Below are 19,484 nucleotides of genomic sequence, written 5' to 3' on the forward strand. Positions count from 1 at the left end.
TTCTTGTTGTTGTCAGCTCAGCGGCCAGTGGTGTTGACAGGCTTGGCGAACGGCTTTGGCGCTGCTCAGGTCAAGCAGGCTGTGGCTCAGTTGCCGGCAGTGCGCTGCGTCCAGGTGGCGGACGCGGTCCTTGATTTCGCCGATCTGCGGCGGGCTGACCGACAGCTCGCTGACGCCCAGGCCGACCAGTACCGGGGTGGCCAGCGGGTCGGAGGCGAGGGCGCCACACACGCCGACCCAGCGGCCGTGCTTGGCCGCGCCGGCGCAGGTCTGGGCGATCAGCCGCAACAATGCCGGGTGCAGGGCATCGACACGGGCGGCGAGGCCGGCGTGGTCGCGGTCCATTGCCAGGGTGTACTGGGACAGGTCGTTGGTGCCGATGGACAAAAAGTCTGCATGCTTGGCCAGTTGCTCGGCCATCAGTGCGGCAGCGGGCACTTCAATCATTACACCCAGCTCAGGGCGTTGGGTCAGTTCCAACTCGACGCACAGTTCATCCAGTCGCTGGCGAATCTGCAGCAGTTCATCCACTTCGCTGACCATCGGCAGCAGAATGCGGCAACGTTCCAACGGCGAGACTTGCAGCAGCGCACGCAATTGCTGGTCGAGCAACTCAGGCCGCACTTGAGCCATGCGAATGCCGCGCAGGCCCAACACGGGGTTGGCCTCGACAGGCAGCGGCAGGTAATCGAGTTGCTTATCGCCGCCCACATCAATAGTGCGGATGATTACCGACTTGTCGCCCATGGCATCCAGCACGGCTTGGTAAGCCTGACGTTGCTCTTGCTCATCCGGCGCGGTGCGGCGGTCGACGAAGAGAAATTCGGTGCGCAACAGGCCGACGCCATCGGCGCCATTGTTGAACGCCACTTGGGCTTCGGCACTGGAGGCGACATTGGCGGCGACTTCAATATGTACACCATCGGTGGTGCGCGACGGTTCTTGGGCTTGGGCCTGTTGCTGCTGGCGACGCAATTTCTGCGCGTCGCGAATCTGGTGCACTTCGGCGTGGCGAGCGTCGGTGGGCGCCAGCTCCAGACGGCCGTTGGCAGCGTCCAGTACCACGCGTTGGCCTTGGGGCACGTCGAGTAGTTCGGCGCCCAACGCGACCACGCAGGGCAGGCCTTTGCCGCGTGCCAGGATCGCCACGTGGGAAGTGGCACCGCCTTCGGCCATGCAGATACCCGCGGCGTGTTGCGCGCTGAGTTGCAGCAGGTCGGAGGGCGTCAGTTCATGGGCGCTGACAATCGCGCCCGCCGGCAATTCGAAATGCCAGGCTTCACCGAGCAACCCCCGCAGTACCCGTTGTTGCAGGTCGCGCAGGTCATTGGCACGCTCGGCAAACAACGGCTTGCCCAGGGCCAGCAATACCGCGCATTGGGCCTGGATTGCATCACGCCAGGCGTGGGTGGCGGCGCTGCCGTGTTCGATGGCGCGGGTGGCGGCGTCCAACAAGGCCGGGTCTTCCAACAGGGCGAGGTGGGCGGCGAAGATGTCTTCTTCCTCGACGTTCTTGCGCTGGCGAGCGTGGTCCAAGGTTGTGCGGATCTCGCTGCGCACGTGCTCCAGGGCGGCATCCAGGCGTTGCAGCTGCTCATCAGCGACTGTGTTGCCGGTGTCTGCCGGCAGCTCAATACCGGTCAGGCGAAACATCGGCCCGCAGACCAGGCCCGGCGCTGCACACACGCCTTGCAACACACCGGCTTCGGTATTGACGTGGCGTGGTGTGACGACGGCCGGGGCGTGGTGTTCTTCTTTGACGGCGGCGGACAACGCGGCAACCAGTGCCTGCAAAGCCGCCTCGGCATCCTTGCCGCGACAGCTCACACGTACCTCGTCACCTTCGCCAATGCCCAGCCCCATCAAGCCAATCAGGCTGTCGCACGGCGCGCTTTTATCGCCATGGTGCAGCTGCGCCTGGCTGCTGAAACCAAGGGCCGTCTTGCGAATCAGCGCCGCCGGACGCGCATGCAAACCGCCGCGATGGGTGATGCGCACAGTGGCGCTGCACTCAGCGATCGAGTTATCCACAGGTGCTTGAACCGATGCCACCGAGCGAGCAACGATCTGTAGTAATGGCTCGCCCACCTTGACGGTTTTCCCGGCAACGGGCCGTAGCTCAAAGCGCTCGCCGTTCGTAAGAATTATCAGGCTGACCAGGCTGCGGCACTGCCGCGCAATCCGGTCCAGATCAAACTGCACCAATGCCTGGCCCTTGCTCACGCGCGCGCCTTCCTTGACCAGCAGCGCAAACCCTTCGCCATTCAATTCCACGGTGTCGATGCCCACATGCATCAGCACTTCGGCACCGTTGGCAGCACGGATCGTCAGCGCATGCCCGGTGCGGGCGACATGGATGATCACCCCGTCACAGGGTGCGTGCAGGCAATCGTTAAGCGGGTCGATGGCAATACCGTCGCCCAGGGTGCCACTGGCGAACACTTCATCGGGAACGTTGCCCAGGGCCAGCACCGGTCCGCTTAAGGGGGCGCTGAGGGTCAATTCATTATTGTTGTAGGACATGGGCACGGTACTCATCAGGAAAACACGGCAATCGACTCAGTGAGTACGAGTGACTTTGCTCAGGTGGCGCGGTTGGTCCGGGTCCATGCCTCGGGCCACCGCCAAACCTGCGGCCATCACATAGAAACTCTGGATTGCCAGGATCGGGTCCAGGCTCGGGTGTTCAGCACGGCTCAAGGTGAGGTCGCGTTCGGCGATATCATCCGGCGCGGCCAGCAGCACGCGGGCACCCCGTTGGCGCATATCGGCGGCCAGGCTCAGCAGGCCGGCTTGCTCGGCGCCGCGTGGGGCGAAGACCAGCAGCGGGTAGTTGTCGCCGATCAGGGCCATTGGGCCGTGGCGCACTTCGGCGCTGCTGAAGGCTTCGGCCTGGATCGCCGAGGTTTCCTTGAGCTTGAGCGCGGCTTCCTGGGCGATGGCAAAGCCGGCGCCACGGCCGATTACCATCAATTGTTGGCAGCCGCGAAGGGCTTCTATCGCCAGGCTCCAGTCTTGTTTGGCGGCGGCACGCAGGTCATCGGGCAGGGCCTGGCAGGCTTGCAGCAGCTGCGCGTCCTGGTTCCAGTGGCCGATCAACAGCGCGCTGGCGCTGAGGGTGGCGATAAAGCTTTTAGTCGCGGCCACACTGAGTTCTGGCCCGGCGCACAGCGGTACATGGAACTCGCAGGCGGCTTCCAGCGGTGAGTCTTCGGCGTTGACCAACGAGATGCTCAGGGCGCCCCGTTTGCGCAGCAGGCGCAGGCTGTTGACCAGGTCCGGGCTTTGGCCCGACTGGGAAAACCCGAACGCGACCTGGCCGCTGACCTTCATCGGTGCTTGCAGCAAGGTCACCACCGACATCGGCAGCGATGCCACCGGGATGCCCACGTGCTGCATGGCCAAATAGGCGAAGTAACTGGCGGCGTGGTCGGAACTGCCGCGAGCGATGGTCATCGCCACTTGCGGTGGCTGGCGGCGCAGGCGGCCGGCGATTTCTTCCAGCAGCGGCTCAAGGCGTGGCAGTTGGGCGGCGACGGCGTCGCAGGAGGCCAGGGCCTCTTCAAGCATTTTTGAAGTCAATGGTGTCTCCTTCGACCATTACGTCGGTGAGTGTCAGGGAGCGGTCCAGGCGCACGCAGTCGGCAAAGCTGCCGGGTTGCAGGCGGCCGCGTTCTTCCAGGCCCAGGTAGTCCGCAGGAAATTGCGACAAGCGTTGTGAGGCTTCGCTGATGGGCAGCCCGATCTTCACCAGGTTGCGCAGCGCCTGGTCCATGGTCAGCGTGCTGCCGGCCAGGGTGCCGTCGGCCAGGCGTACGCCGCCCAGGCATTTGGTCACGGTGTGGCTGCCCAGCTTGTACTCGCCATCCGGCATGCCAGCGGCGGCGGTGGAATCGGTGACGCAATACAGGCAAGGGATCGAGCGCAGTGCCACGCGCATGGCGCCGGGGTGCACGTGCAGCAAGTCCGGGATGAGTTCGGCGTACTTGGCGTGGGCCAATGCCGCACCGACGATGCCCGGCTCGCGGTGGTGCAGCGGGCTCATGGCGTTGTACAAGTGGGTGAAGCTGGTGGCGCCGGCGGCGAGGGCGGCGACGCCTTCTTCGTAGCTGCCCAGGGTATGGCCGATCTGCATGCGCACGCCGCGTTCACTCAACGCACGGATCAGCGCATCGTGGCCGGCGATTTCCGGTGCGATGGTGATCACGCGAATCGGCGCCAGGCGCAGGTAGGCTTCCACTTCTGCCATCAAGGCGGTGTGGGCGAAGTTGGGTTGGGCGCCGAGTTTTCCGGGGTTGATGTAGGGCCCTTCCAGGTGCACACCGAGTACGCGGGCGCAGCCTGTAGGACGCTGCTCGCAGAAGGTGCCCAGTTGGCCGAGCACGCGGGAGATCTCGTCTACCGGTGCCGTCATGGTGGTGGCCAGCAGTGAGGTGGTGCCAAAGCGCACATGGGTGCGGGTAATGGTTTCGAAGGCGTGCGCGCCTTCCATGATGTCCTTGCCGCCACCGCCGTGTACGTGCAGGTCGATAAAACCCGGCAGCAGGTAGGGCAAGTCGTTGGCCTGCGGGTCGCACGGCGCGCCTTCGATGGCGATCACTTTGCCGTGCTCGTGCACCAGGCGGCCGCGAATCCAGCCGTTGGGCGTGAGGATGTTGTCTTCGGACATGGGCAGTTCTCTAGATTCGCAGTTCAGCGGAATAGTCGTGGCGACGCAGTTCTGCGACGAAGTCGTAGTAGTCGTTGCGGCAGTAGGTGTCGGTGATTTCGATCGGCGTGTTGTCGGCGGTGTAGCCGACCCGGGTCATCAGCAGCATGGCGGTGCCGGGGGCGATACCCACCAGCTTGGCGAACTCATCCGAGGCGTTGATCGCCTGGATGTGCTGCAGGGCACGCACCACAGGTTTGCCGATGCCTTCCAGGTATTCGTACAGCGAGTTGCCAATGGCTTGTGGGTGCGGCAGTACCGACGCGGGCATGGTGGTCATTTCAATTGCCATCACGGTGTCGTCGGCCTTACGCAAACGCTTGAGGCGCGCCACTTTGTCGGCGGGAGATAACCCCAGGCGAATCATTTCTTCGTGGGTCGGCTGAGTGATGTCGCGCTCCAACCATTGGGAGGTAGGCACGAAACCTTTGAGCCGCAGCATTTCGCTGAAGCCCGACAGGCGAGACAGCGGCTGCTCCAAACGTGGCGAAATAAAGGTGCCAGAGCCTTGATTGCGGCGGATCAGCCCTTGGGCAAACAGCACTTCCAGTGCCTTGCGAGCGGTCACTCGCGAGATGCTCAATTGCTCGCTGAGCACGCGTTCTGATGGCAGCGCCTGTTCGGACGTCCACTGGCCAGCATGAATCGCCGCTTCCAGTTTGCGCGCCAATTGCAGGTACAGCGGCGTGGATTGTGTGTCGTCGGGGCGCAGGGCCAGGATAGGGTTCATCTGTCAGGTTTCCGATGCGGTTATTGGAGTGTTGTCGCCCGGTAGTGGCCGGAAATTAATACCACTTAAATACCATGTCAATGCGGCCAAAACGGTGCGGTCAACAGTTTATGGGCACCTTAGTGGGGCCCGGCATGAAGTGGTATTAGAGAGGTCTTTATCGCGTGCAGAACGGCACAGCCCGCCGGGATGAACTGGTATTCACCGGCAGGCATCAGCGGGGAGGAGAATTTTTTTTGAATTAATTTACGAACGGTAGGTGATCACGGCCGAATTTCGATCAGCGTGCCGTCTTTGACCAGGTTCCAGACTTCGCGCATGTCGACGTTGCGCATGCCGATGCAGCCGTCGGTCCAGTCCAGGGTGTGGAACCACTGCTCGGGGTAGTCCTCGGTGTCAGGGGTGCCGTGGATCATGATCATGCTGCCGGGCCTTACGCCTTCGCGGCGGGCGCGTGCGGCGTCGCTGATATTGGGGTAGGAAATGTGCATGGCCAGGTTGAAGCGGTCGCTGGTCTTGCGCCAATCGATCCAGTAGAGGCCCTCCGGCGTGCGGCGGTCGCCCTCGATGAGCTTGTGGCCCTTGGGGTTCTTGCCCAATGAAATGCGATAGGTCTTGAGGGGCTTGCCGTCATTGATCAACTGCAACTGGTGGGCGGATTTGAGCACCAGCACTTTCTCGACAGTCTTGCCGCCCAGGGTTTCCTGGATGGCGGCTGACGACAGGGTGGTAAACGATAGGCAGAGCAGAGCAAGCAACCAACGCATTGAAACGGTATCCCTGATGTTATGGGGCAGGCTTGCCCAGCGGCGGTACCGCTTCGCTGCGCACCGGAAATGACTGCTGCCGACGATCAGCGAAAAAGTACTCCAAGGTACGCCCAACCGTGCGGAAAGCCAGCTCGGACCAAGGGATGTCAGCTTCGTCGAACAACTGCACTTCCAGGCTCTCGGGCCCGGCGGCGAAGTCCAGGTCGACCAGTTCGGCGCGGTAGAAGATATGCACCTGGTTGATATGCGGCACATCGATCAGCGTGTAGATGCTCAGGTTGTGCACGCGGGCGCAGGCTTCTTCGAGGGTTTCGCGGGCGGCGGCCTGTTCGACGGTCTCGCCGTTTTCCATGAAACCTGCGGGCAGGGTCCAGTAGCCCAGGCGCGGCTCAATGGCACGGCGGCACAGCAGCACTTTGTCGCCCCACACCGGCACAGTACCGGCGACGATATTGGGGTTCTGATAGTGGATGGTCGAGCAGTGGTCACACACATAACGCAGGCGGCCGTCGCCTTCGGGGATGCGCTGGGTAACCGATTTACCGCACTGGCTGCAGAAATTCATGCTGGGGTCTCTGGGAAGTGCGCCTATCTTGGCTTGGCGGGCTGGGCCCTGCAAGTTGTCGTTTAGCGACACGGCCCAGGTTTTGGGGTTGGGCGCCCGCACGCTTTGGTGCATGATGCAAGGTAGCCAACAGACCGAGATGACTCATGCTGGACGAGCTACTTCGCCGGGTAAGCAATCACACTCCCCACACGCTGGAAACCGACGGGCGTTTCCCCGAGGCTGCGGTGCTGGTGCCGATCACCCGCAGTGACGAACCTGAGCTGATCCTGACCCTGCGCGCCAGTGGCCTGTCGACCCATGGTGGCGAAGTGGCCTTTCCCGGCGGGCGCCGCGACCCGGAAGACCCTGACCTGGTGTTCACCGCCTTACGCGAAGCCGAAGAAGAAATCGGCCTGCCGCCTGGCCTGGTGGAAGTGATTGGCCCGTTGAGCCCGCTGATTTCCCTGCATGGCATTCGGGTTACGCCTTACGTAGGAATAATCCCTGATTACGTCGAATACCTGGCCAACGATGCCGAGATTGCTGCGGTTTTCAGTGTGCCTTTGGACTTTTTCCGACAAGACCCACGCGAACATACCCACAGGATCGATTACCAGGGCCGCAGTTGGTACGTGCCCAGTTATCGGTTTGGTGAATACAAGATCTGGGGGCTGACAGCGATCATGATCGTCGAGTTGATCAACCTGCTTTATGACGACGCCAAGATCAGCCTGCACCAGCCACCGAAAAGCTTCATCAACATCTAATAAGCCATCGTTTGAATGGCGAGCCGTGAGGAAACACCATGAAATACCGCCTGGGCGACGCCCGCGTCGAGACTCACCCACAGAGCTGGGTGGCCCCCAATGCCACGCTGGTGGGCAAGGTCAAGCTGGAGGAGGGTGCCAACGTCTGGTTCAACGCGGTGTTGCGTGGTGACAACGAACTGATCCTGATCGGCAAGAACAGCAATGTGCAGGACGGCAGCGTGATGCACACCGACATGGGCTACCCGCTGACCCTGGGCACCGGCGTGACCATCGGCCATAACGCCATGCTGCATGGTTGCACGGTGGATGACTACAGCCTGATCGGCATCAACGCGGTGATCCTCAACGGCGCCAAGATCGGCAAGCACTGCATCATCGGCGCCAATTCACTGATCGGCGAGGGCAAGGAAATACCCGATGGTTCGCTGGTAATGGGTTCGCCCGGCAAAGTGGTGCGGGAGTTGACCGAGGCGCAGAAGAAGATGCTTGAAGCCAGCGCCGCGCACTATGTGCATAACTCACAGCGTTATGGGCGTGACTTGGCTGAGCAGGAAGAATGAGCCCGGTTGAACGCCCCGTTGCATCGCCCTGCGTGAGTATTTGCGCGTTGGATGATGATGATGTTTGTACCGGTTGCCAGCGTACGGTGGATGAGATTACGCGCTGGAGCCGCATGGATAACGCCGAGCGCCGGGTGGTGTTGGGGTTGTGTCATCAGCGGGCGGTGGCGGGTGGCTTGGTGTTTATGGTTTCTGGGAAATCTGGCGCCTGATAGGCCGCCATCGGGGGCAAGCCCCCTCCCACATTTTGATTTGTGAACACAGTCAAAGGTGGGAGGGGGCTTGCCCCCGATGAGGCCCTCCCAGACGACATATTTCAAATTGTGAAGTACCCTGTGCGGCATAACCCACAGGTCCACTTCCCCATGCTCTTCCTGATCGCCTACATCAGCAGCGTCGTGCTGATCAACTTCGCCTTTTCCACCGCCCCGCACCTGGACGTCATCTGGTCCGCCTGGGGTGGCCTGGTCTTCATCTTGCGCGACATGGTGCAAACCCGCTTCGGCCACGGCGCTATTCTCGCGATGTTGGCCGCATTGGTGTTGTCGTATATCACCTCCGACCCGTCCATCGCCCTGGCCAGCGCCACCGCGTTCGCGGTGTCCGAATGCATCGACTGGCTGGTGTTCAGCATCACTAAGCGCCCACTCCACGACCGTCTGTGGATAAGTTCGGCGCTGAGCATACCGCTGGATACCTTTATCTTTTTCGGCCTGATCGGCGCGCTCACCCCAGCCGTGGTGGGCACTGCGCTGGCGTCCAAGTTTGCCGGAGTCACCGCGGTGTGGCTGATCATGGCCTGGCGTATCCGCCGGCGAGCCTTCGCCAACTGAGGCCAATTTTTACAGTTCATGTAAAATGCCGGCCTTTCTCCAAACGATCCGCTCCCCTGAGGACCTGAGATGACCCGAATCGGAACTCCATTGTCGCCAACCGCGACCCGCGTTTTGCTGTGTGGCTGCGGTGAGCTGGGCAAGGAAGTGGTAATCGAGCTGCAACGCCTGGGCGTTGAAGTGATTGCCGTGGATCGCTACGCCAACGCCCCTGCCATGCAGGTTGCGCACCGTAGCCACGTGATCAATATGCTTGACGGTGCTGCCCTGCGTGCCGTGATCGAGGCCGAAAAACCGCACTTCATCGTGCCGGAAATCGAAGCCATCGCCACCGCCACCCTGGTAGAGCTGGAAGCCGAAGGCTTTACCGTGATCCCGACGGCGCGTGCCACCTCGCTGACCATGAACCGCGAAGGCATCCGCCGCCTGGCCGCCGAAGAGCTGGACCTGCCAACCTCGCCGTACCACTTCGCCGATACCTTCGAAGACTACAGCAAGGCCGTGCAAGACCTGGGCTTCCCGTGCGTGGTCAAGCCGGTGATGAGTTCGTCGGGAAAGGGTCAGAGCCTGCTGCGCAGCACTGATGACGTGCAGAAAGCCTGGGACTACGCCCAGGAAGGCGGCCGTGCCGGCAAAGGCCGGGTGATCATCGAAGGCTTTATCGATTTTGACTACGAAATCACCCTGCTGACCGTACGTCACGTGGGCGGCACCACATTCTGTGCGCCGGTAGGCCATCGCCAGGAGAAGGGCGATTACCAGGAGTCCTGGCAGCCACAGGCCATGAGCCCGGTTGCGCTGGCTGAATCCGAGCGTGTTGCCAAAGCCGTGACTGAGGCCCTGGGTGGTCGTGGTCTGTTTGGTGTGGAGCTGTTCATCAAGGGTGATCAGGTGTGGTTCAGCGAAGTGTCGCCGCGCCCGCATGACACCGGTTTGGTGACCCTGATTTCCCAAGACTTGTCGCAGTTTGCACTGCACGCTCGCGCGATTCTCGGCCTGCCGATCCCATTGATCCGTCAGTTCGGGCCTTCGGCCTCGGCGGTGATTTTGGTGGAAGGGCAGTCCACACAGACCGCCTTCGCCAACCTGGGCGCAGCCTTGAGCGAGCCGGACACGGCGTTGCGCCTGTTTGGCAAGCCAGAAGTGAATGGTCAGCGTCGGATGGGTGTGGCGTTGGCGCGGGATGAGTCGATTGAAGCGGCTCGGGCTAAGGCGACCCGTGCTTCCAAGGCTGTTGCAGTAGAGCTGTAACCGAGTCGCGCCCTTCGCGAGCAAGCCAGCTCCCACATTTTGACCGCATTCCTACAGGATAAACGCGATCAAATGTGGGAGCTGGCTAGCCTGCGATAGCGATCTATCAGGCCACCTTGTTCAAATCATTATCCCGCGTCTCTTTCAGGCACAGCACAGCAATCAAGCTGAGCAACGCTGCCGCCGACACATACCCGCCGACATAACTCAGCCCACCCATCGCCACCAGCTTGGTCGCGAAGAACGGTGCCGCTGACGCCCCCACAATCCCACCCAGGTTATAAGCCGCCGAAGCTCCGGTATAACGCACGCGCGTCGGGAACAGTTCTGGCAGCATCGCGCCCATTGGGGCGAAGGTCACCCCCATCAAAAACAGCTCCAGCGCCAGGAACAACGCCACGGCCCAGGTCGAACCGTGGGTCAGCAATGGCTCCATGGTAAAGCCTGACAGGATCGCCAGGATCGCGCCGACGATCAGTACGGGTTTGCGCCCGTAACGATCACTGGCCAAGGCTGCCAGTGGCGTCGCCAAACCCATGAACAGCACCGCAAAGCACAGCAAGCCGAGGAAGGTTTCGCGGCTGTAGCCCAGGGTTGAAACCCCGTAGCTCAGGGAAAACGCCGTGGTGATGTAGAACAGCGCATAGCACACCACCATCGACGCGGCGCCCAGCAGTACCGGCAGCCAGTGTTGGCTGAACAGCTCCACCAGTGGCACTTTTACCGGCGCTTCTTTTGCAACCGAATTGGCGAATACCGGGGTTTCGTGCAGCTTCAGGCGTGCGTAGAGGCCAACCATCACCAAGGCTGCGCTGAGGATGAAGGGGATGCGCCAGCCCCAACTGCGGAACTGCTCGTCGCTCAGGCTCATGGCCAGGATCAAAAACAGACCGTTGGCCGCCAAAAAGCCGATCGATGGGCCCAGTTGCGGAAACATGCCGAACCAGCCGCGCTTGCCTTTCGGTGCGTTCTCGGTGGCCAGCAGCGCTGCGCCGCCCCATTCCCCACCCAGGCCAAGGCCCTGGCCAAAGCGCAGTACACACAGCAGGATCGGCGCCCAGGCCCCGATGCTGTCGTACCCCGGCAGCAAGCCAATCAGCGTGGTGCACACGCCCATCAGCAGCAGCGATGCCACCAACGTGGATTTACGCCCGATACGGTCACCAAAGTGGCCGAACAACGCCGAGCCCAGCGGGCGAGCGATAAAGGCGATACCGAAGGTCAGGAACGACGCCAGCATCTGAGCGGTGCCGGAGGTCTGTGGGAAGAACACCGGGCCGATCACCAGCGCAGCGGCCGTGGCGTAGATATAGAAGTCGTAGAACTCGATGGCGGTACCGACGATGCTCGCCGTGGCGACGCGGGCGGTCGAGTTGGTTGGGGCGGCGGCAGGCGCGGCCTCGTTATAAGTGGTGCTCATGGCAGTATCCCTGACGGTCATTGCGCGTTTGGACGCGGATTATTATTGGTCGAACACCCATGGATCAGGGTTGTGCTCGGGGTGGCTCGGGATGGGAGCCAACACCGGTCAGACACGGTAAAGCGGTGCCTGGACGCTTGAAGTGCGGGTAGCACGCGCTCGGGCGGGGCTTGGGTAAGCCGCAGGGATTATAGGAAGGGGTTTTGAAATACAACAAGAGGAACTGATGCACCACAAATCAAATGTGGGAGCGGGCTTGCTCGCGAATGCGGTAGGTCAGTCACTGATGAGTTGACTGATCCGCCGCATTCGCGAGCAAGCCCGCTCCCACATTTTTACCGCGTTGCATCAGATAGTCAGGCCGCGACCGGCATCCGGCTGGTATGCCAAATCAACACCTTGCTCACCCGGTTGTCCTCGGTCTCAAGGATTTCCAGGCGATAGCGCCCAATCTTCAGGCATACCGCGCAATCTGGAATCGTCTCCAACGCTTCCGTCACCAAGCCATTGAGGGTCTTGGGGCCGTCGCTGGGCAGGTGCCAGTTCAGGCTTTTGTTCAGGTCGCGGATCGAGGCGGCGCCGTCGATGATGTAGCGGCCATCCGGCTGGGCTTCGATATGTGGGTTGTCTGCGCTCTGTTCACTCTCGAATTCGCCGACGATTTCTTCGAGGATGTCTTCCAGGGTAACGATGCCCAGTACTTCGCCGTACTCGTCAACCACCATGCCCAGGCGCCGTTGCTGCTTGTGGAAGTTGAGCAGTTGCAATTGCAGGGGCGTGCTTTCCGGGACGAAGTAGGGTTCGTGGCAAGCGGCCAGCAGCGCTTCCTTGGTCAGGCTGGCGTCCGGCAACAGGTGCTGGATCTGCCTCGTATTAAGTACCGCTTCAACCTGGTTGATGTCGCTGTGGAACACCGGCAGGCGGGTGCGCTGGGAGGTGCGCAATTGTTCGATGATCTCGTCGATCGAATCATCCAGGTTGATACCGTCTACTTCGCTGCGCGGCACCAGAATGTCATTGACGGTGATGTTGTCCAGGGCGTGGATGCCGGGCATGCCGGGCGTGCGGCCTTCGTCGGCGTTATGCTCTGGTTCGTCATCATGATCGGGCAGCGGTTCGTCGCTTTTCTTCACCACGCCGGGCTTGCGTGCGAATGGGCGCAGCAGTAGTACAGCGATGCCGTTAAGCAGCCAGGCCAACGGGTAAAGGATTTTCAGCGGCACGCCCAGCAACGTGTTGCCAAAACCCAACACGGCTTGGGGATGGCGTACGGCGAGGGCGCGGGGCAGGTAGTCGGCGAGTATCAGCAAGATGGCACAGGAGATCAGCCAGCCCAGCCATGGGCCGTTTTGCGCCCAGGCATAGATCGCCAGCAATGTGCAGAGAATCACCACCGCAGCTCGGCACAGGCTGTTGCACAGGATCAAACTGTGGCGTGGGAAGTTCAGGCGGGCGGCGGCTTTGTCACCCTGGCGTGTGCCAGGGCGCAGGGCCAGCAAATGTTGCTGGGCGGCTTCGATGGCGGTAAACAGCCCGGCCCATAACACCAGCAAGGCGATTACGGCGAGCATCGGTTCCAGGGGCAGGTTGTCCATGATCGTTGCCCGTCAGATATGCAGGATGTATTCGCGGACCAGCTTGCTGCCAAAATAGGCCAGCATCAGCAGGCAAAAGCCGGCCAGGGTCCAGCGGATTGCCTTGTGCCCACGCCAGCCGAGGCGATTACGGCCCCACAGCAGTACGCTGAACACTACCCAGGCCAGGCACGCCAGCAGGGTTTTGTGTACCAGGTGCTGGGCGAACAGGTTCTCGACGAACAGCCAACCGGAGATTAGCGACAGCGACAGCAACGTCCAACCGGCCCACAGGAAACCGAACAGCAGGCTTTCCATGGTTTGTAGCGGCGGGAAATTCTTGATCAGGCCAGAGGGATGCTTGTGCTTGAGCTGGTGGTCCTGCAACAGCAGGAGCAGGGATTGGAACACCGCGATGGTGAACATGCCGTAGGCCAGGATCGACAACAGAATGTGAGCGAGGATGCCCGGCTCTTCATCAATGACCTGCACCGTGCCGGTGGGGGCGAATTGCGCGATCAGCACCGTCAGCATGCCCAGCGGGAACAGCAGCACCAGCAGGTTCTCGACGGGAATCCGATAACAGGCCATCAAGGTCAGCCCGATGACGGCAGCCGCAATCAGGCTGGCGGCGCTGAAAAAATCCAGGCCCAGGCCGACGGGGGTCATCAGGTGGGTAAACAGGCTGGCAGCGTGAGCCAGCAGGGCAAAGACGCCAAGGCCGACCAACAGGCGTTTGTCCGCCTTGGTGCCTTGGGCCAGACGAGTGCCCTGATAAAGAGTCGCAGCGGCATACAAAAGGGCGGCGGCGAGGCTGGGTAGCAAACTGGGTGACAAAGGGAGCATAAATCCTGTTAGGCAAGCCCGAAAGGCGCTGAGTTTGGCATACCCCTGCGTAACACGAAAGACTCTCAGGCCAGACAGCGGGTGTGCATGGCGGCAGTCTTCGCTATAATCCGCGACCTGCCCACGCCGCAGGCTCGCCGAGCGCTGTTTTTAATAGCGATTTACCACAGCCTGGGCCGTCATTACCTCGGTCTACCACTGCATTTCGATGAGTAGGGCCTGAAAGGATCGCGCATGTTTGAAAACTTGACTGACCGTCTCTCGCAGACGCTGCGCCACGTAACCGGCAAGGCCAAGCTGACCGAGGACAATATTAAAGACACCCTGCGTGAAGTGCGCATGGCGTTGCTCGAAGCCGACGTCGCTTTGCCGGTGGTGAAGGACTTCGTCAACTCGGTCAAAGAGCGCGCAGTGGGCACTGAAGTGTCCCGCAGCCTGACGCCTGGCCAGGCATTCGTGAAGATCGTCCAGGCCGAACTCGAAAGCCTGATGGGCGCGGCCAACGAAGACCTGAACCTCAGCGCCGTGCCACCGGCCGTCGTGCTGATGGCGGGTTTGCAAGGTGCGGGTAAAACCACCACCGCCGGCAAGCTGGCGCGCTTCCTTAAAGAGCGCAAGAAGAAGTCGGTGATGGTGGTGTCGGCCGACGTCTACCGTCCGGCGGCCATCAAGCAGCTGGAAATGCTCGCAGGCGAAGTCGGCGTGACCTTCTTCCCGTCCGACCTGAGCCAGAAGCCGGTCGACATTGCCAACGCGGCTATTAAAGAAGCCAAGCTCAAGTTCATTGACGTGGTCATCGTCGATACCGCCGGTCGCCTGCACATCGACGAAGAGATGATGGGCGAGATCAAGGCGTTGCATGCTGCGATCAACCCGGTCGAGACGCTGTTCGTGGTCGACGCCATGACCGGCCAGGATGCGGCCAACACCGCCAAGGCCTTCGGCGACGCACTGCCGCTCACCGGCGTGATCCTCACCAAGGTCGACGGTGACGCCCGTGGCGGTGCCGCGCTGTCGGTACGTGCCATTACTGGCAAGCCGATCAAGTTCATCGGTATGGGCGAGAAGAGCGAAGCGCTTGAGCCGTTCCACCCTGAGCGTATTGCCTCGCGCATCCTCGGCATGGGCGACGTACTCAGCCTGATCGAGCAAGCCGAAGCCACCCTCGACAAGGACAAGGCCGACAAACTGGCCAAGAAGCTGAAGAAGGGCAAGGGCTTCGATCTTGAAGACTTCCGCGACCAGCTGCAGCAGATGAAGAACATGGGCGGCCTCGGCGGCCTGATGGACAAACTGCCGAACATCGGCGGTGTGAACCTGGCGCAAATGGGCAATGCCCAGGGCGCGGCAGAGAAACAGTTCAAACAGATGGAAGCCATCATCAATTCCATGACCCCGGCTGAGCGCCGTGACCCTGAGCTGATCAGCGGTTCGCGCAAACGCCGGATCGCCATGGGTTCCGGCACCCAGGTGCAGGACATCGGTCGCTTGATCAAGCAGCACAAGCAGATGCAGAAGATGATGAAGAAATTCTCCGCCAAGGGCGGTATGGCCAAAATGATGCGCGGCATGGGCGGTATGTTGCCCGGCGGCGGCATGCCTAAAATGTAAAGTATTCGAGCGCAAGCACGCTTGCGCTCTGACCCACAGGGATGTGGGATCTCCAGCAAACCCGCCGTTGGCGGGGGCTGATTCGCCGTTTTAATCGACGGCTCTATAGCAGATCTGAATGGCACGCTGATAGGCGCCAGAAAAAGACATTTGCAAAAGTCCGGATATTCCTTAGAATATGCGGCCTTTCGGGCACCTATGCCCGCTGTGCATTTAGATTTGCAGCACCGACTACAGGAACGATGTTCACATGCTAACAATCCGTCTTGCCCTTGGCGGCTCCAAAAAGCGCCCGTTTTACCACTTGACCGTAACCGACAGCCGCAACCCGCGCGACGGTTCGCACAAGGAACAGGTTGGTTTCTTCAACCCGGTTGCTCGTGGTCAAGAAGTTCGTCTGTCCGTGAACCAAGAGCGCGTAGCCTACTGGCTGAGCGTTGGTGCACAACCATCTGAGCGTGTTGCTCAGCTGTTGAAGGACTCGGCTAAGGCCGCAGCCTGAGCAATATGAACGCGACGCCAGCTGTTGCTGATGATTTGATCGTTATCGGCAAGATTTACTCTGTTCATGGCGTTCGCGGCGAAGTGAAGGTGTATTCCTTTACTGATCCGACTGAAAACCTGTTGCAGTACAAAACCTGGACGCTCAAGCGCGAGGGTAGTGTGAAACAGGTCGAGCTGGTCAGTGGACGCGGGAGCGATAAGTTCCTGGTCGCAAAGCTCAAAGGTCTTGATGATCGTGAAGAAGCTCGTCTTCTGGCCGGTTATGAGATCTGCGTGCCACGCAACCTGTTCCCTGAATTGACCGACGGCGAGTACTACTGGTACCAGCTGGAAGGTCTGAAGGTTATTGATCAACTGGGGCAATTGCTCGGGAAAATCGATCACCTTCTGGAAACCGGCGCCAATGATGTAATGGTGGTCAAGCCTTGCGCTGGCAGCCTGGATGATCGCGAACGCTTGCTGCCCTATACCGGGCAATGTGTGTTGGCTGTCGACCTGGCCGCAGGCGAGATGAAGGTGGAATGGGACGCGGACTTCTAAGCGTGGCTAATTTGCGCATTGAAGTGATCAGTTTGTTTCCCGAGATGTTCTCCGCCATCAGCGAGTACGGCATCACCAGTCGGGCGGTGAAGCAGGGGCTGTTGCAGCTCACCTGTTGGAACCCGCGAGACTACACGACGGATCGACATCACACTGTGGACGATCGCCCATTTGGCGGTGGCCCGGGCATGGTGATGAAGATCAAGCCCCTGGAAGACGCGTTGGCCCAGGCCAAGGCTGCTGCCGGGGAGAAGGCGAAGGTAATTTACCTGTCCCCTCAAGGCCGTCAGCTGAAACAGGCTGGGGTCCGCGAACTGGCGAATGAGGAAGCACTGATCCTGATTGCCGGTCGCTATGAAGGCATTGACGAGCGTTTTATTGATGCTCATGTCGATGAAGAGTGGTCGATTGGGGACTATGTCCTGTCTGGCGGCGAGCTGCCGGCGATGGTCCTGATAGATGCGGTTACACGACTGCTGCCTGGAGCTTTAGGGCATGCGGACTCCGCGGAGGAAGATTCCTTCACGGATGGTTTGCTGGATTGCCCGCACTACACCCGACCGGAGGTGTATGCGGATCAGCGTGTTCCCGACGTATTGCTAAGTGGCAATCACGCACACATCCGGCGTTGGCGTTTACAGCAGTCCCTTGGTCGGACCTATGAACGACGCGCCGATCTTCTGGAAAGCCGCTCGCTTTCTGGAGAAGAGAAGAAGCTGCTCGAGGAATACATCCTCGCGCGGGACGATAGTTAACAACGTATCGATGGTAGGTCCATTGACTTACCTTAGGAGCACAGCATGACTAACAAAATCATCCTTGCACTCGAAGCAGAGCAGATGACCAAAGAGATCCCTACCTTTGCCCCGGGCGACACTATTGTCGTTCAGGTGAAAGTGAAGGAAGGCGACCGTTCGCGTCTGCAAGCGTTCGAAGGCGTGGTAATCGCCAAGCGTAACCGTGGTGTGAACAGTGCTTTCACTGTTCGTAAAATCTCCAACGGTGTTGGCGTAGAGCGTACTTTCCAGACCTACAGCCCGCAAATCGACAGCATGGCCGTTAAACGTCGCGGTGACGTACGTAAAGCCAAGCTGTACTACCTGCGTGACCTGTCCGGTAAAGCAGCTCGCATCAAGGAAAAACTGGCTTAAGTCCAGCTTCCCGATGCAGAAAAAAGCAGCCTACGGGCTGCTTTTTTGTGCCTGAAATTTGTCTATTTGCCGGTAATTGTTTATGACCACCCGCCTCGAAGAAATCCAGCGTCGTACCGATCTGTCCGTTACTCATGTGACCAAAGCCGTGTTCCCGCCGACCACGAACCATCACAACACCCTGTTTGGCGGCACTGCACTGGCCTGGATGGATGAAGTGTCGTTCATTACCGCCACGCGTTTTTGCCGGTTGCCACTGGTGACGGTGTCTACCGACCGTATCGACTTTAATCATGCGATCCCGGCGGGCTCTATCGTTGAGCTGATCGGCCGGGTGGTCAAGGTGGGTAACACCAGCATGAAGGTTGAAGTGGAGGTGTTCGTGGAAAGCATGAGCGCCGACGGTCGTGAGCGAGCGATCCAGGGTGTGTTCAGCTTCGTGGCCATCGATGCTGACAAGCGGCCGGTGCCGGTGTTGCCTGGGTTTGTAGACTGATCTGAGGCCGAGTTGCGGCTATCGCAGGCAAGCCAGCTCCCACATTTGACCGATGCCTGTCACAAATGAGTGGCCTGACACAAAACCCTGTGGGAGCTGGCTTGCCTGCGATAGGATCTAACAGACACTACAGAAATCCGCCTGAGCCCCCATGCCCGCCATTGACCACCCCCTGATCGACCGATTCCTCGACGCCCTCTGGCTGGAAAAAGGCCTCTCGGACAATACTCGCCAGGCCTATCGCAGCGATCTGGCCTTGTTCAACGGCTGGCTACAGGAAAAAAACCTCGAACTGCTCAACGCCGGTCGAGAGCTGATCCTCGACCACTTGGCCTGGCGCCTGGAGCAAAACTATAAGCCCCGCTCTACCGCGCGATTTCTCTCCGGTGTGCGTGGGTTTTATCGTTATTTGCTGCGGGAAAAACTGGTCGCCCTCGACCCGACCCTACAAGTCGATATGCCGCAGCTCGGTAGGCCGTTGCCCAAATCCTTGTCCGAAGCGGACGTCGAGGCCTTGCTCGCCGCACCAGACTTAAGCGAAGCCATCGGCCAGCGCGACCGCGCCATGCTTGAAGTCTTGTACGCCTGCGGTCTGCGGGTTACCGAGCTGATCAGCCTGACCCTGGAGCAAGTCAACCTGCGCCAGGGCGTGCTGCGGGTAATGGGCAAGGGCAGTAAGGAGCGCCTGGTGCCGATGGGGGAGGAGGCAATTGTATGGATTGAGCGCTACATGCGTGACGGGCGCAGTGAATTGCTCGGCGGGCGCCCCAGTGATGTGCTGTTTCCCAGTCAGCGCGGCGAGCAGATGACCCGCCAGACCTTTTGGCACCGTATCAAGCATCAGGCCAAGGTCGCAGGTATCGGCAAGAGCCTGTCGCCCCACACATTACGTCACGCTTTTGCTACGCATTTGCTCAACCATGGTGCGGATTTGCGGGTCGTGCAAATGCTGCTCGGCCATAGCGACTTATCCACAACCCAGATCTACACCCACGTTGCACGCGCGCGCTTGCAGGATATGCACGCCAAGCACCATCCGCGGGGTTGAAAAACGCCAATTTAAGCCACTGCGGGCTGCCCTGCGGCCCAACTGTGGTAGGCTTTGCCGGTTAGTACAGGGGACGGCCCAGAGCTGTGTTTACAAGCGGTGTACCTTCCCGTCCCTGCATCTGC

Annotated in this window: 21 protein-coding genes; 12 read left to right on the forward strand and 9 right to left on the reverse strand. The window is 60.5% G+C overall.

The features are described 5' to 3' along the window. Positions 1-12 precede the first annotated feature (12 nt). The 6 genes from ptsP to ICY20_RS19335 all read right to left on the reverse strand — a co-directional run bounded on the left by ptsP (position 13) and on the right by ICY20_RS19335 (position 6,773). Positions 13-2,523, reverse strand: a complete 2,511-nt coding sequence (ptsP, locus tag ICY20_RS19310) for a phosphoenolpyruvate--protein phosphotransferase (RefSeq protein ID WP_194938372.1) — start codon at positions 2,521-2,523, stop codon at positions 13-15. Positions 2,524-2,559: 36 nt separating this feature from the next. Beyond that, complete coding sequence (locus tag ICY20_RS19315) at positions 2,560-3,570, reverse strand: SIS domain-containing protein (protein ID WP_407692636.1); 1,011 nt, start codon at positions 3,568-3,570, stop codon at positions 2,560-2,562. After that, positions 3,563-4,669 carry an N-acetylglucosamine-6-phosphate deacetylase gene (gene nagA / locus ICY20_RS19320; protein WP_159955343.1) on the reverse strand — a complete coding sequence of 369 codons (1,107 nt, stop codon included), beginning with the start codon at positions 4,667-4,669 and terminating at the stop codon, positions 3,563-3,565. The genes ICY20_RS19315 and nagA overlap by 8 nt, the downstream gene beginning before the upstream one ends. 10 nt (positions 4,670-4,679) lie before the next feature. Then, entirely contained in the window at positions 4,680-5,438 is a 759-nt protein-coding gene (locus tag ICY20_RS19325) for a GntR family transcriptional regulator (RefSeq protein WP_159955345.1), read from the reverse strand. A 263-nt stretch (positions 5,439-5,701) separates the two neighbouring features. Beyond that, on the reverse strand, positions 5,702-6,205 hold the full coding sequence (locus ICY20_RS19330) for a L,D-transpeptidase family protein (protein WP_159955347.1): 504 nt from the start codon (positions 6,203-6,205) through the stop codon (positions 5,702-5,704). Between the two features lie 19 nt (positions 6,206-6,224). Further along, positions 6,225-6,773 (reverse strand): NUDIX hydrolase, encoded by a 549-nt coding sequence (locus ICY20_RS19335; RefSeq protein ID WP_194938374.1) that lies wholly within the window; start codon positions 6,771-6,773, stop codon positions 6,225-6,227. Positions 6,774-6,919: 146 nt separating this feature from the next. Here ICY20_RS19335 and ICY20_RS19340 point away from each other — a divergent pair, with 146 nt between their 5' ends. From ICY20_RS19340 to purT, 5 genes are all read left to right on the forward strand, one after another. Further along, on the forward strand, positions 6,920-7,522 hold the full coding sequence (locus ICY20_RS19340) for a CoA pyrophosphatase (protein ID WP_122489094.1): 603 nt from the start codon (positions 6,920-6,922) through the stop codon (positions 7,520-7,522). 38 nt (positions 7,523-7,560) lie between these two features. Continuing rightward, positions 7,561-8,085, forward strand: a complete 525-nt coding sequence (locus ICY20_RS19345; RefSeq protein ID WP_194938375.1) for a gamma carbonic anhydrase family protein — start codon at positions 7,561-7,563, stop codon at positions 8,083-8,085. Then, a complete protein-coding gene (locus tag ICY20_RS19350; RefSeq protein ID WP_194938376.1) occupies positions 8,082-8,297 on the forward strand; it encodes a DUF1289 domain-containing protein in 216 nt (71 codons plus the stop codon). The genes ICY20_RS19345 and ICY20_RS19350 overlap by 4 nt, the downstream gene beginning before the upstream one ends. A gap of 153 nt (positions 8,298-8,450) precedes the next feature. Next, positions 8,451-8,918 (forward strand): VUT family protein, encoded by a 468-nt coding sequence (locus tag ICY20_RS19355; RefSeq protein ID WP_194938377.1) that lies wholly within the window; start codon positions 8,451-8,453, stop codon positions 8,916-8,918. A gap of 69 nt (positions 8,919-8,987) precedes the next feature. After that, on the forward strand, positions 8,988-10,169 hold the full coding sequence (gene purT / locus ICY20_RS19360; protein ID WP_159955355.1) for a formate-dependent phosphoribosylglycinamide formyltransferase: 1,182 nt from the start codon (positions 8,988-8,990) through the stop codon (positions 10,167-10,169). A 106-nt stretch (positions 10,170-10,275) separates the two neighbouring features. Here purT and ICY20_RS19365 read toward each other — a convergent pair whose 3' ends face one another. The 3 genes from ICY20_RS19365 to ICY20_RS19375 form a co-directional block, all read right to left on the reverse strand. Then, positions 10,276-11,589, reverse strand: coding sequence for an MFS transporter (locus tag ICY20_RS19365; RefSeq protein WP_159955357.1), 1,314 nt, complete (start codon positions 11,587-11,589; stop codon positions 10,276-10,278). A gap of 356 nt (positions 11,590-11,945) precedes the next feature. Further along, the gene (locus tag ICY20_RS19370) at positions 11,946-13,184 is read right to left on the reverse strand and encodes a transporter associated domain-containing protein (RefSeq protein WP_159955368.1); all 1,239 of its coding nucleotides are present in this window, start codon (positions 13,182-13,184) and stop codon (positions 11,946-11,948) included. A 12-nt stretch (positions 13,185-13,196) separates the two neighbouring features. Next, entirely contained in the window at positions 13,197-14,009 is an 813-nt protein-coding gene (locus ICY20_RS19375) for a cytochrome C assembly family protein (protein WP_407692635.1), read from the reverse strand. A 234-nt stretch (positions 14,010-14,243) separates the two neighbouring features. On the opposite strand from ICY20_RS19375, the gene ffh reads away from it, so the two are divergent. The 7 genes from ffh (at position 14,244) to xerD (ending at position 19,359) form a co-directional block, all read left to right on the forward strand. Next, positions 14,244-15,620 carry a signal recognition particle protein gene (gene ffh, locus ICY20_RS19380; RefSeq protein ID WP_003193965.1) on the forward strand — a complete coding sequence of 459 codons (1,377 nt, stop codon included), beginning with the start codon at positions 14,244-14,246 and terminating at the stop codon, positions 15,618-15,620. A gap of 250 nt (positions 15,621-15,870) precedes the next feature. Next, a complete protein-coding gene (gene rpsP / locus ICY20_RS19385; protein WP_045059142.1) occupies positions 15,871-16,122 on the forward strand; it encodes a 30S ribosomal protein S16 in 252 nt (83 codons plus the stop codon). A 5-nt stretch (positions 16,123-16,127) separates the two neighbouring features. Beyond that, entirely contained in the window at positions 16,128-16,664 is a 537-nt protein-coding gene (rimM, locus tag ICY20_RS19390) for a ribosome maturation factor RimM (RefSeq protein WP_056858695.1), read from the forward strand. Continuing rightward, entirely contained in the window at positions 16,646-17,419 is a 774-nt protein-coding gene (gene trmD, locus ICY20_RS19395; RefSeq protein WP_172681501.1) for a tRNA (guanosine(37)-N1)-methyltransferase TrmD, read from the forward strand. Before rimM ends, trmD begins: the two co-directional genes overlap by 19 nt. Positions 17,420-17,464: 45 nt before the next feature. Beyond that, on the forward strand, positions 17,465-17,815 hold the full coding sequence (gene rplS / locus ICY20_RS19400) for a 50S ribosomal protein L19 (RefSeq protein WP_003175895.1): 351 nt from the start codon (positions 17,465-17,467) through the stop codon (positions 17,813-17,815). An 82-nt stretch (positions 17,816-17,897) separates the two neighbouring features. Next, positions 17,898-18,311, forward strand: a complete 414-nt coding sequence (locus ICY20_RS19405; RefSeq protein ID WP_194938378.1) for an acyl-CoA thioesterase — start codon at positions 17,898-17,900, stop codon at positions 18,309-18,311. A 151-nt stretch (positions 18,312-18,462) separates the two neighbouring features. After that, the gene (gene xerD / locus ICY20_RS19410; RefSeq protein ID WP_159955374.1) at positions 18,463-19,359 is read left to right on the forward strand and encodes a site-specific tyrosine recombinase XerD; all 897 of its coding nucleotides are present in this window, start codon (positions 18,463-18,465) and stop codon (positions 19,357-19,359) included. The last annotated feature ends 125 nt before the right edge of the window (positions 19,360-19,484 follow it).

Origin of the sequence: Pseudomonas pisciculturae (genome assembly GCF_015461805.1) — a bacterium.
GTDB classification, from domain to species: domain Bacteria; phylum Pseudomonadota; class Gammaproteobacteria; order Pseudomonadales; family Pseudomonadaceae; genus Aquipseudomonas; species Aquipseudomonas pisciculturae.

Excerpts from the sequence above, each read along its gene's own strand:
- ICY20_RS19405 (WP_194938378.1), top strand. The coding sequence starts at position 17,898 with ATGACCACCCGCCTCGAAGAAATCCAGCGTCGTACCGATCTGTCCGTT.
- ffh (WP_003193965.1), top strand. The coding sequence starts at position 14,244 with ATGTTTGAAAACTTGACTGACCGTCTCTCGCAGACGCTGCGCCACGTA.
- ICY20_RS19335 (WP_194938374.1), bottom strand. The coding sequence starts at position 6,773 with ATGAATTTCTGCAGCCAGTGCGGTAAATCGGTTACCCAGCGCATCCCC.
- ICY20_RS19355 (WP_194938377.1), top strand. The coding sequence starts at position 8,451 with ATGCTCTTCCTGATCGCCTACATCAGCAGCGTCGTGCTGATCAACTTC.
- rplS (WP_003175895.1), top strand. The coding sequence starts at position 17,465 with ATGACTAACAAAATCATCCTTGCACTCGAAGCAGAGCAGATGACCAAA.
- rpsP (WP_045059142.1), top strand. The coding sequence starts at position 15,871 with ATGCTAACAATCCGTCTTGCCCTTGGCGGCTCCAAAAAGCGCCCGTTT.
- trmD (WP_172681501.1), top strand. The coding sequence starts at position 16,646 with ATGGGACGCGGACTTCTAAGCGTGGCTAATTTGCGCATTGAAGTGATC.
- ICY20_RS19330 (WP_159955347.1), bottom strand. The coding sequence starts at position 6,205 with ATGCGTTGGTTGCTTGCTCTGCTCTGCCTATCGTTTACCACCCTGTCG.
- nagA (WP_159955343.1), bottom strand. The coding sequence starts at position 4,669 with ATGTCCGAAGACAACATCCTCACGCCCAACGGCTGGATTCGCGGCCGC.
- rimM (WP_056858695.1), top strand. The coding sequence starts at position 16,128 with ATGAACGCGACGCCAGCTGTTGCTGATGATTTGATCGTTATCGGCAAG.
- purT (WP_159955355.1), top strand. The coding sequence starts at position 8,988 with ATGACCCGAATCGGAACTCCATTGTCGCCAACCGCGACCCGCGTTTTG.
- ICY20_RS19370 (WP_159955368.1), bottom strand. The coding sequence starts at position 13,184 with ATGGACAACCTGCCCCTGGAACCGATGCTCGCCGTAATCGCCTTGCTG.
- ICY20_RS19350 (WP_194938376.1), top strand. The coding sequence starts at position 8,082 with ATGAGCCCGGTTGAACGCCCCGTTGCATCGCCCTGCGTGAGTATTTGC.
- xerD (WP_159955374.1), top strand. The coding sequence starts at position 18,463 with ATGCCCGCCATTGACCACCCCCTGATCGACCGATTCCTCGACGCCCTC.
- ICY20_RS19375 (WP_407692635.1), bottom strand. The coding sequence starts at position 14,009 with ATGCTCCCTTTGTCACCCAGTTTGCTACCCAGCCTCGCCGCCGCCCTT.
- ICY20_RS19365 (WP_159955357.1), bottom strand. The coding sequence starts at position 11,589 with ATGAGCACCACTTATAACGAGGCCGCGCCTGCCGCCGCCCCAACCAAC.
- ICY20_RS19345 (WP_194938375.1), top strand. The coding sequence starts at position 7,561 with ATGAAATACCGCCTGGGCGACGCCCGCGTCGAGACTCACCCACAGAGC.
- ptsP (WP_194938372.1), bottom strand. The coding sequence starts at position 2,523 with ATGTCCTACAACAATAATGAATTGACCCTCAGCGCCCCCTTAAGCGGA.
- ICY20_RS19325 (WP_159955345.1), bottom strand. The coding sequence starts at position 5,438 with ATGAACCCTATCCTGGCCCTGCGCCCCGACGACACACAATCCACGCCG.
- ICY20_RS19315 (WP_407692636.1), bottom strand. The coding sequence starts at position 3,570 with ATGCTTGAAGAGGCCCTGGCCTCCTGCGACGCCGTCGCCGCCCAACTG.
- ICY20_RS19340 (WP_122489094.1), top strand. The coding sequence starts at position 6,920 with ATGCTGGACGAGCTACTTCGCCGGGTAAGCAATCACACTCCCCACACG.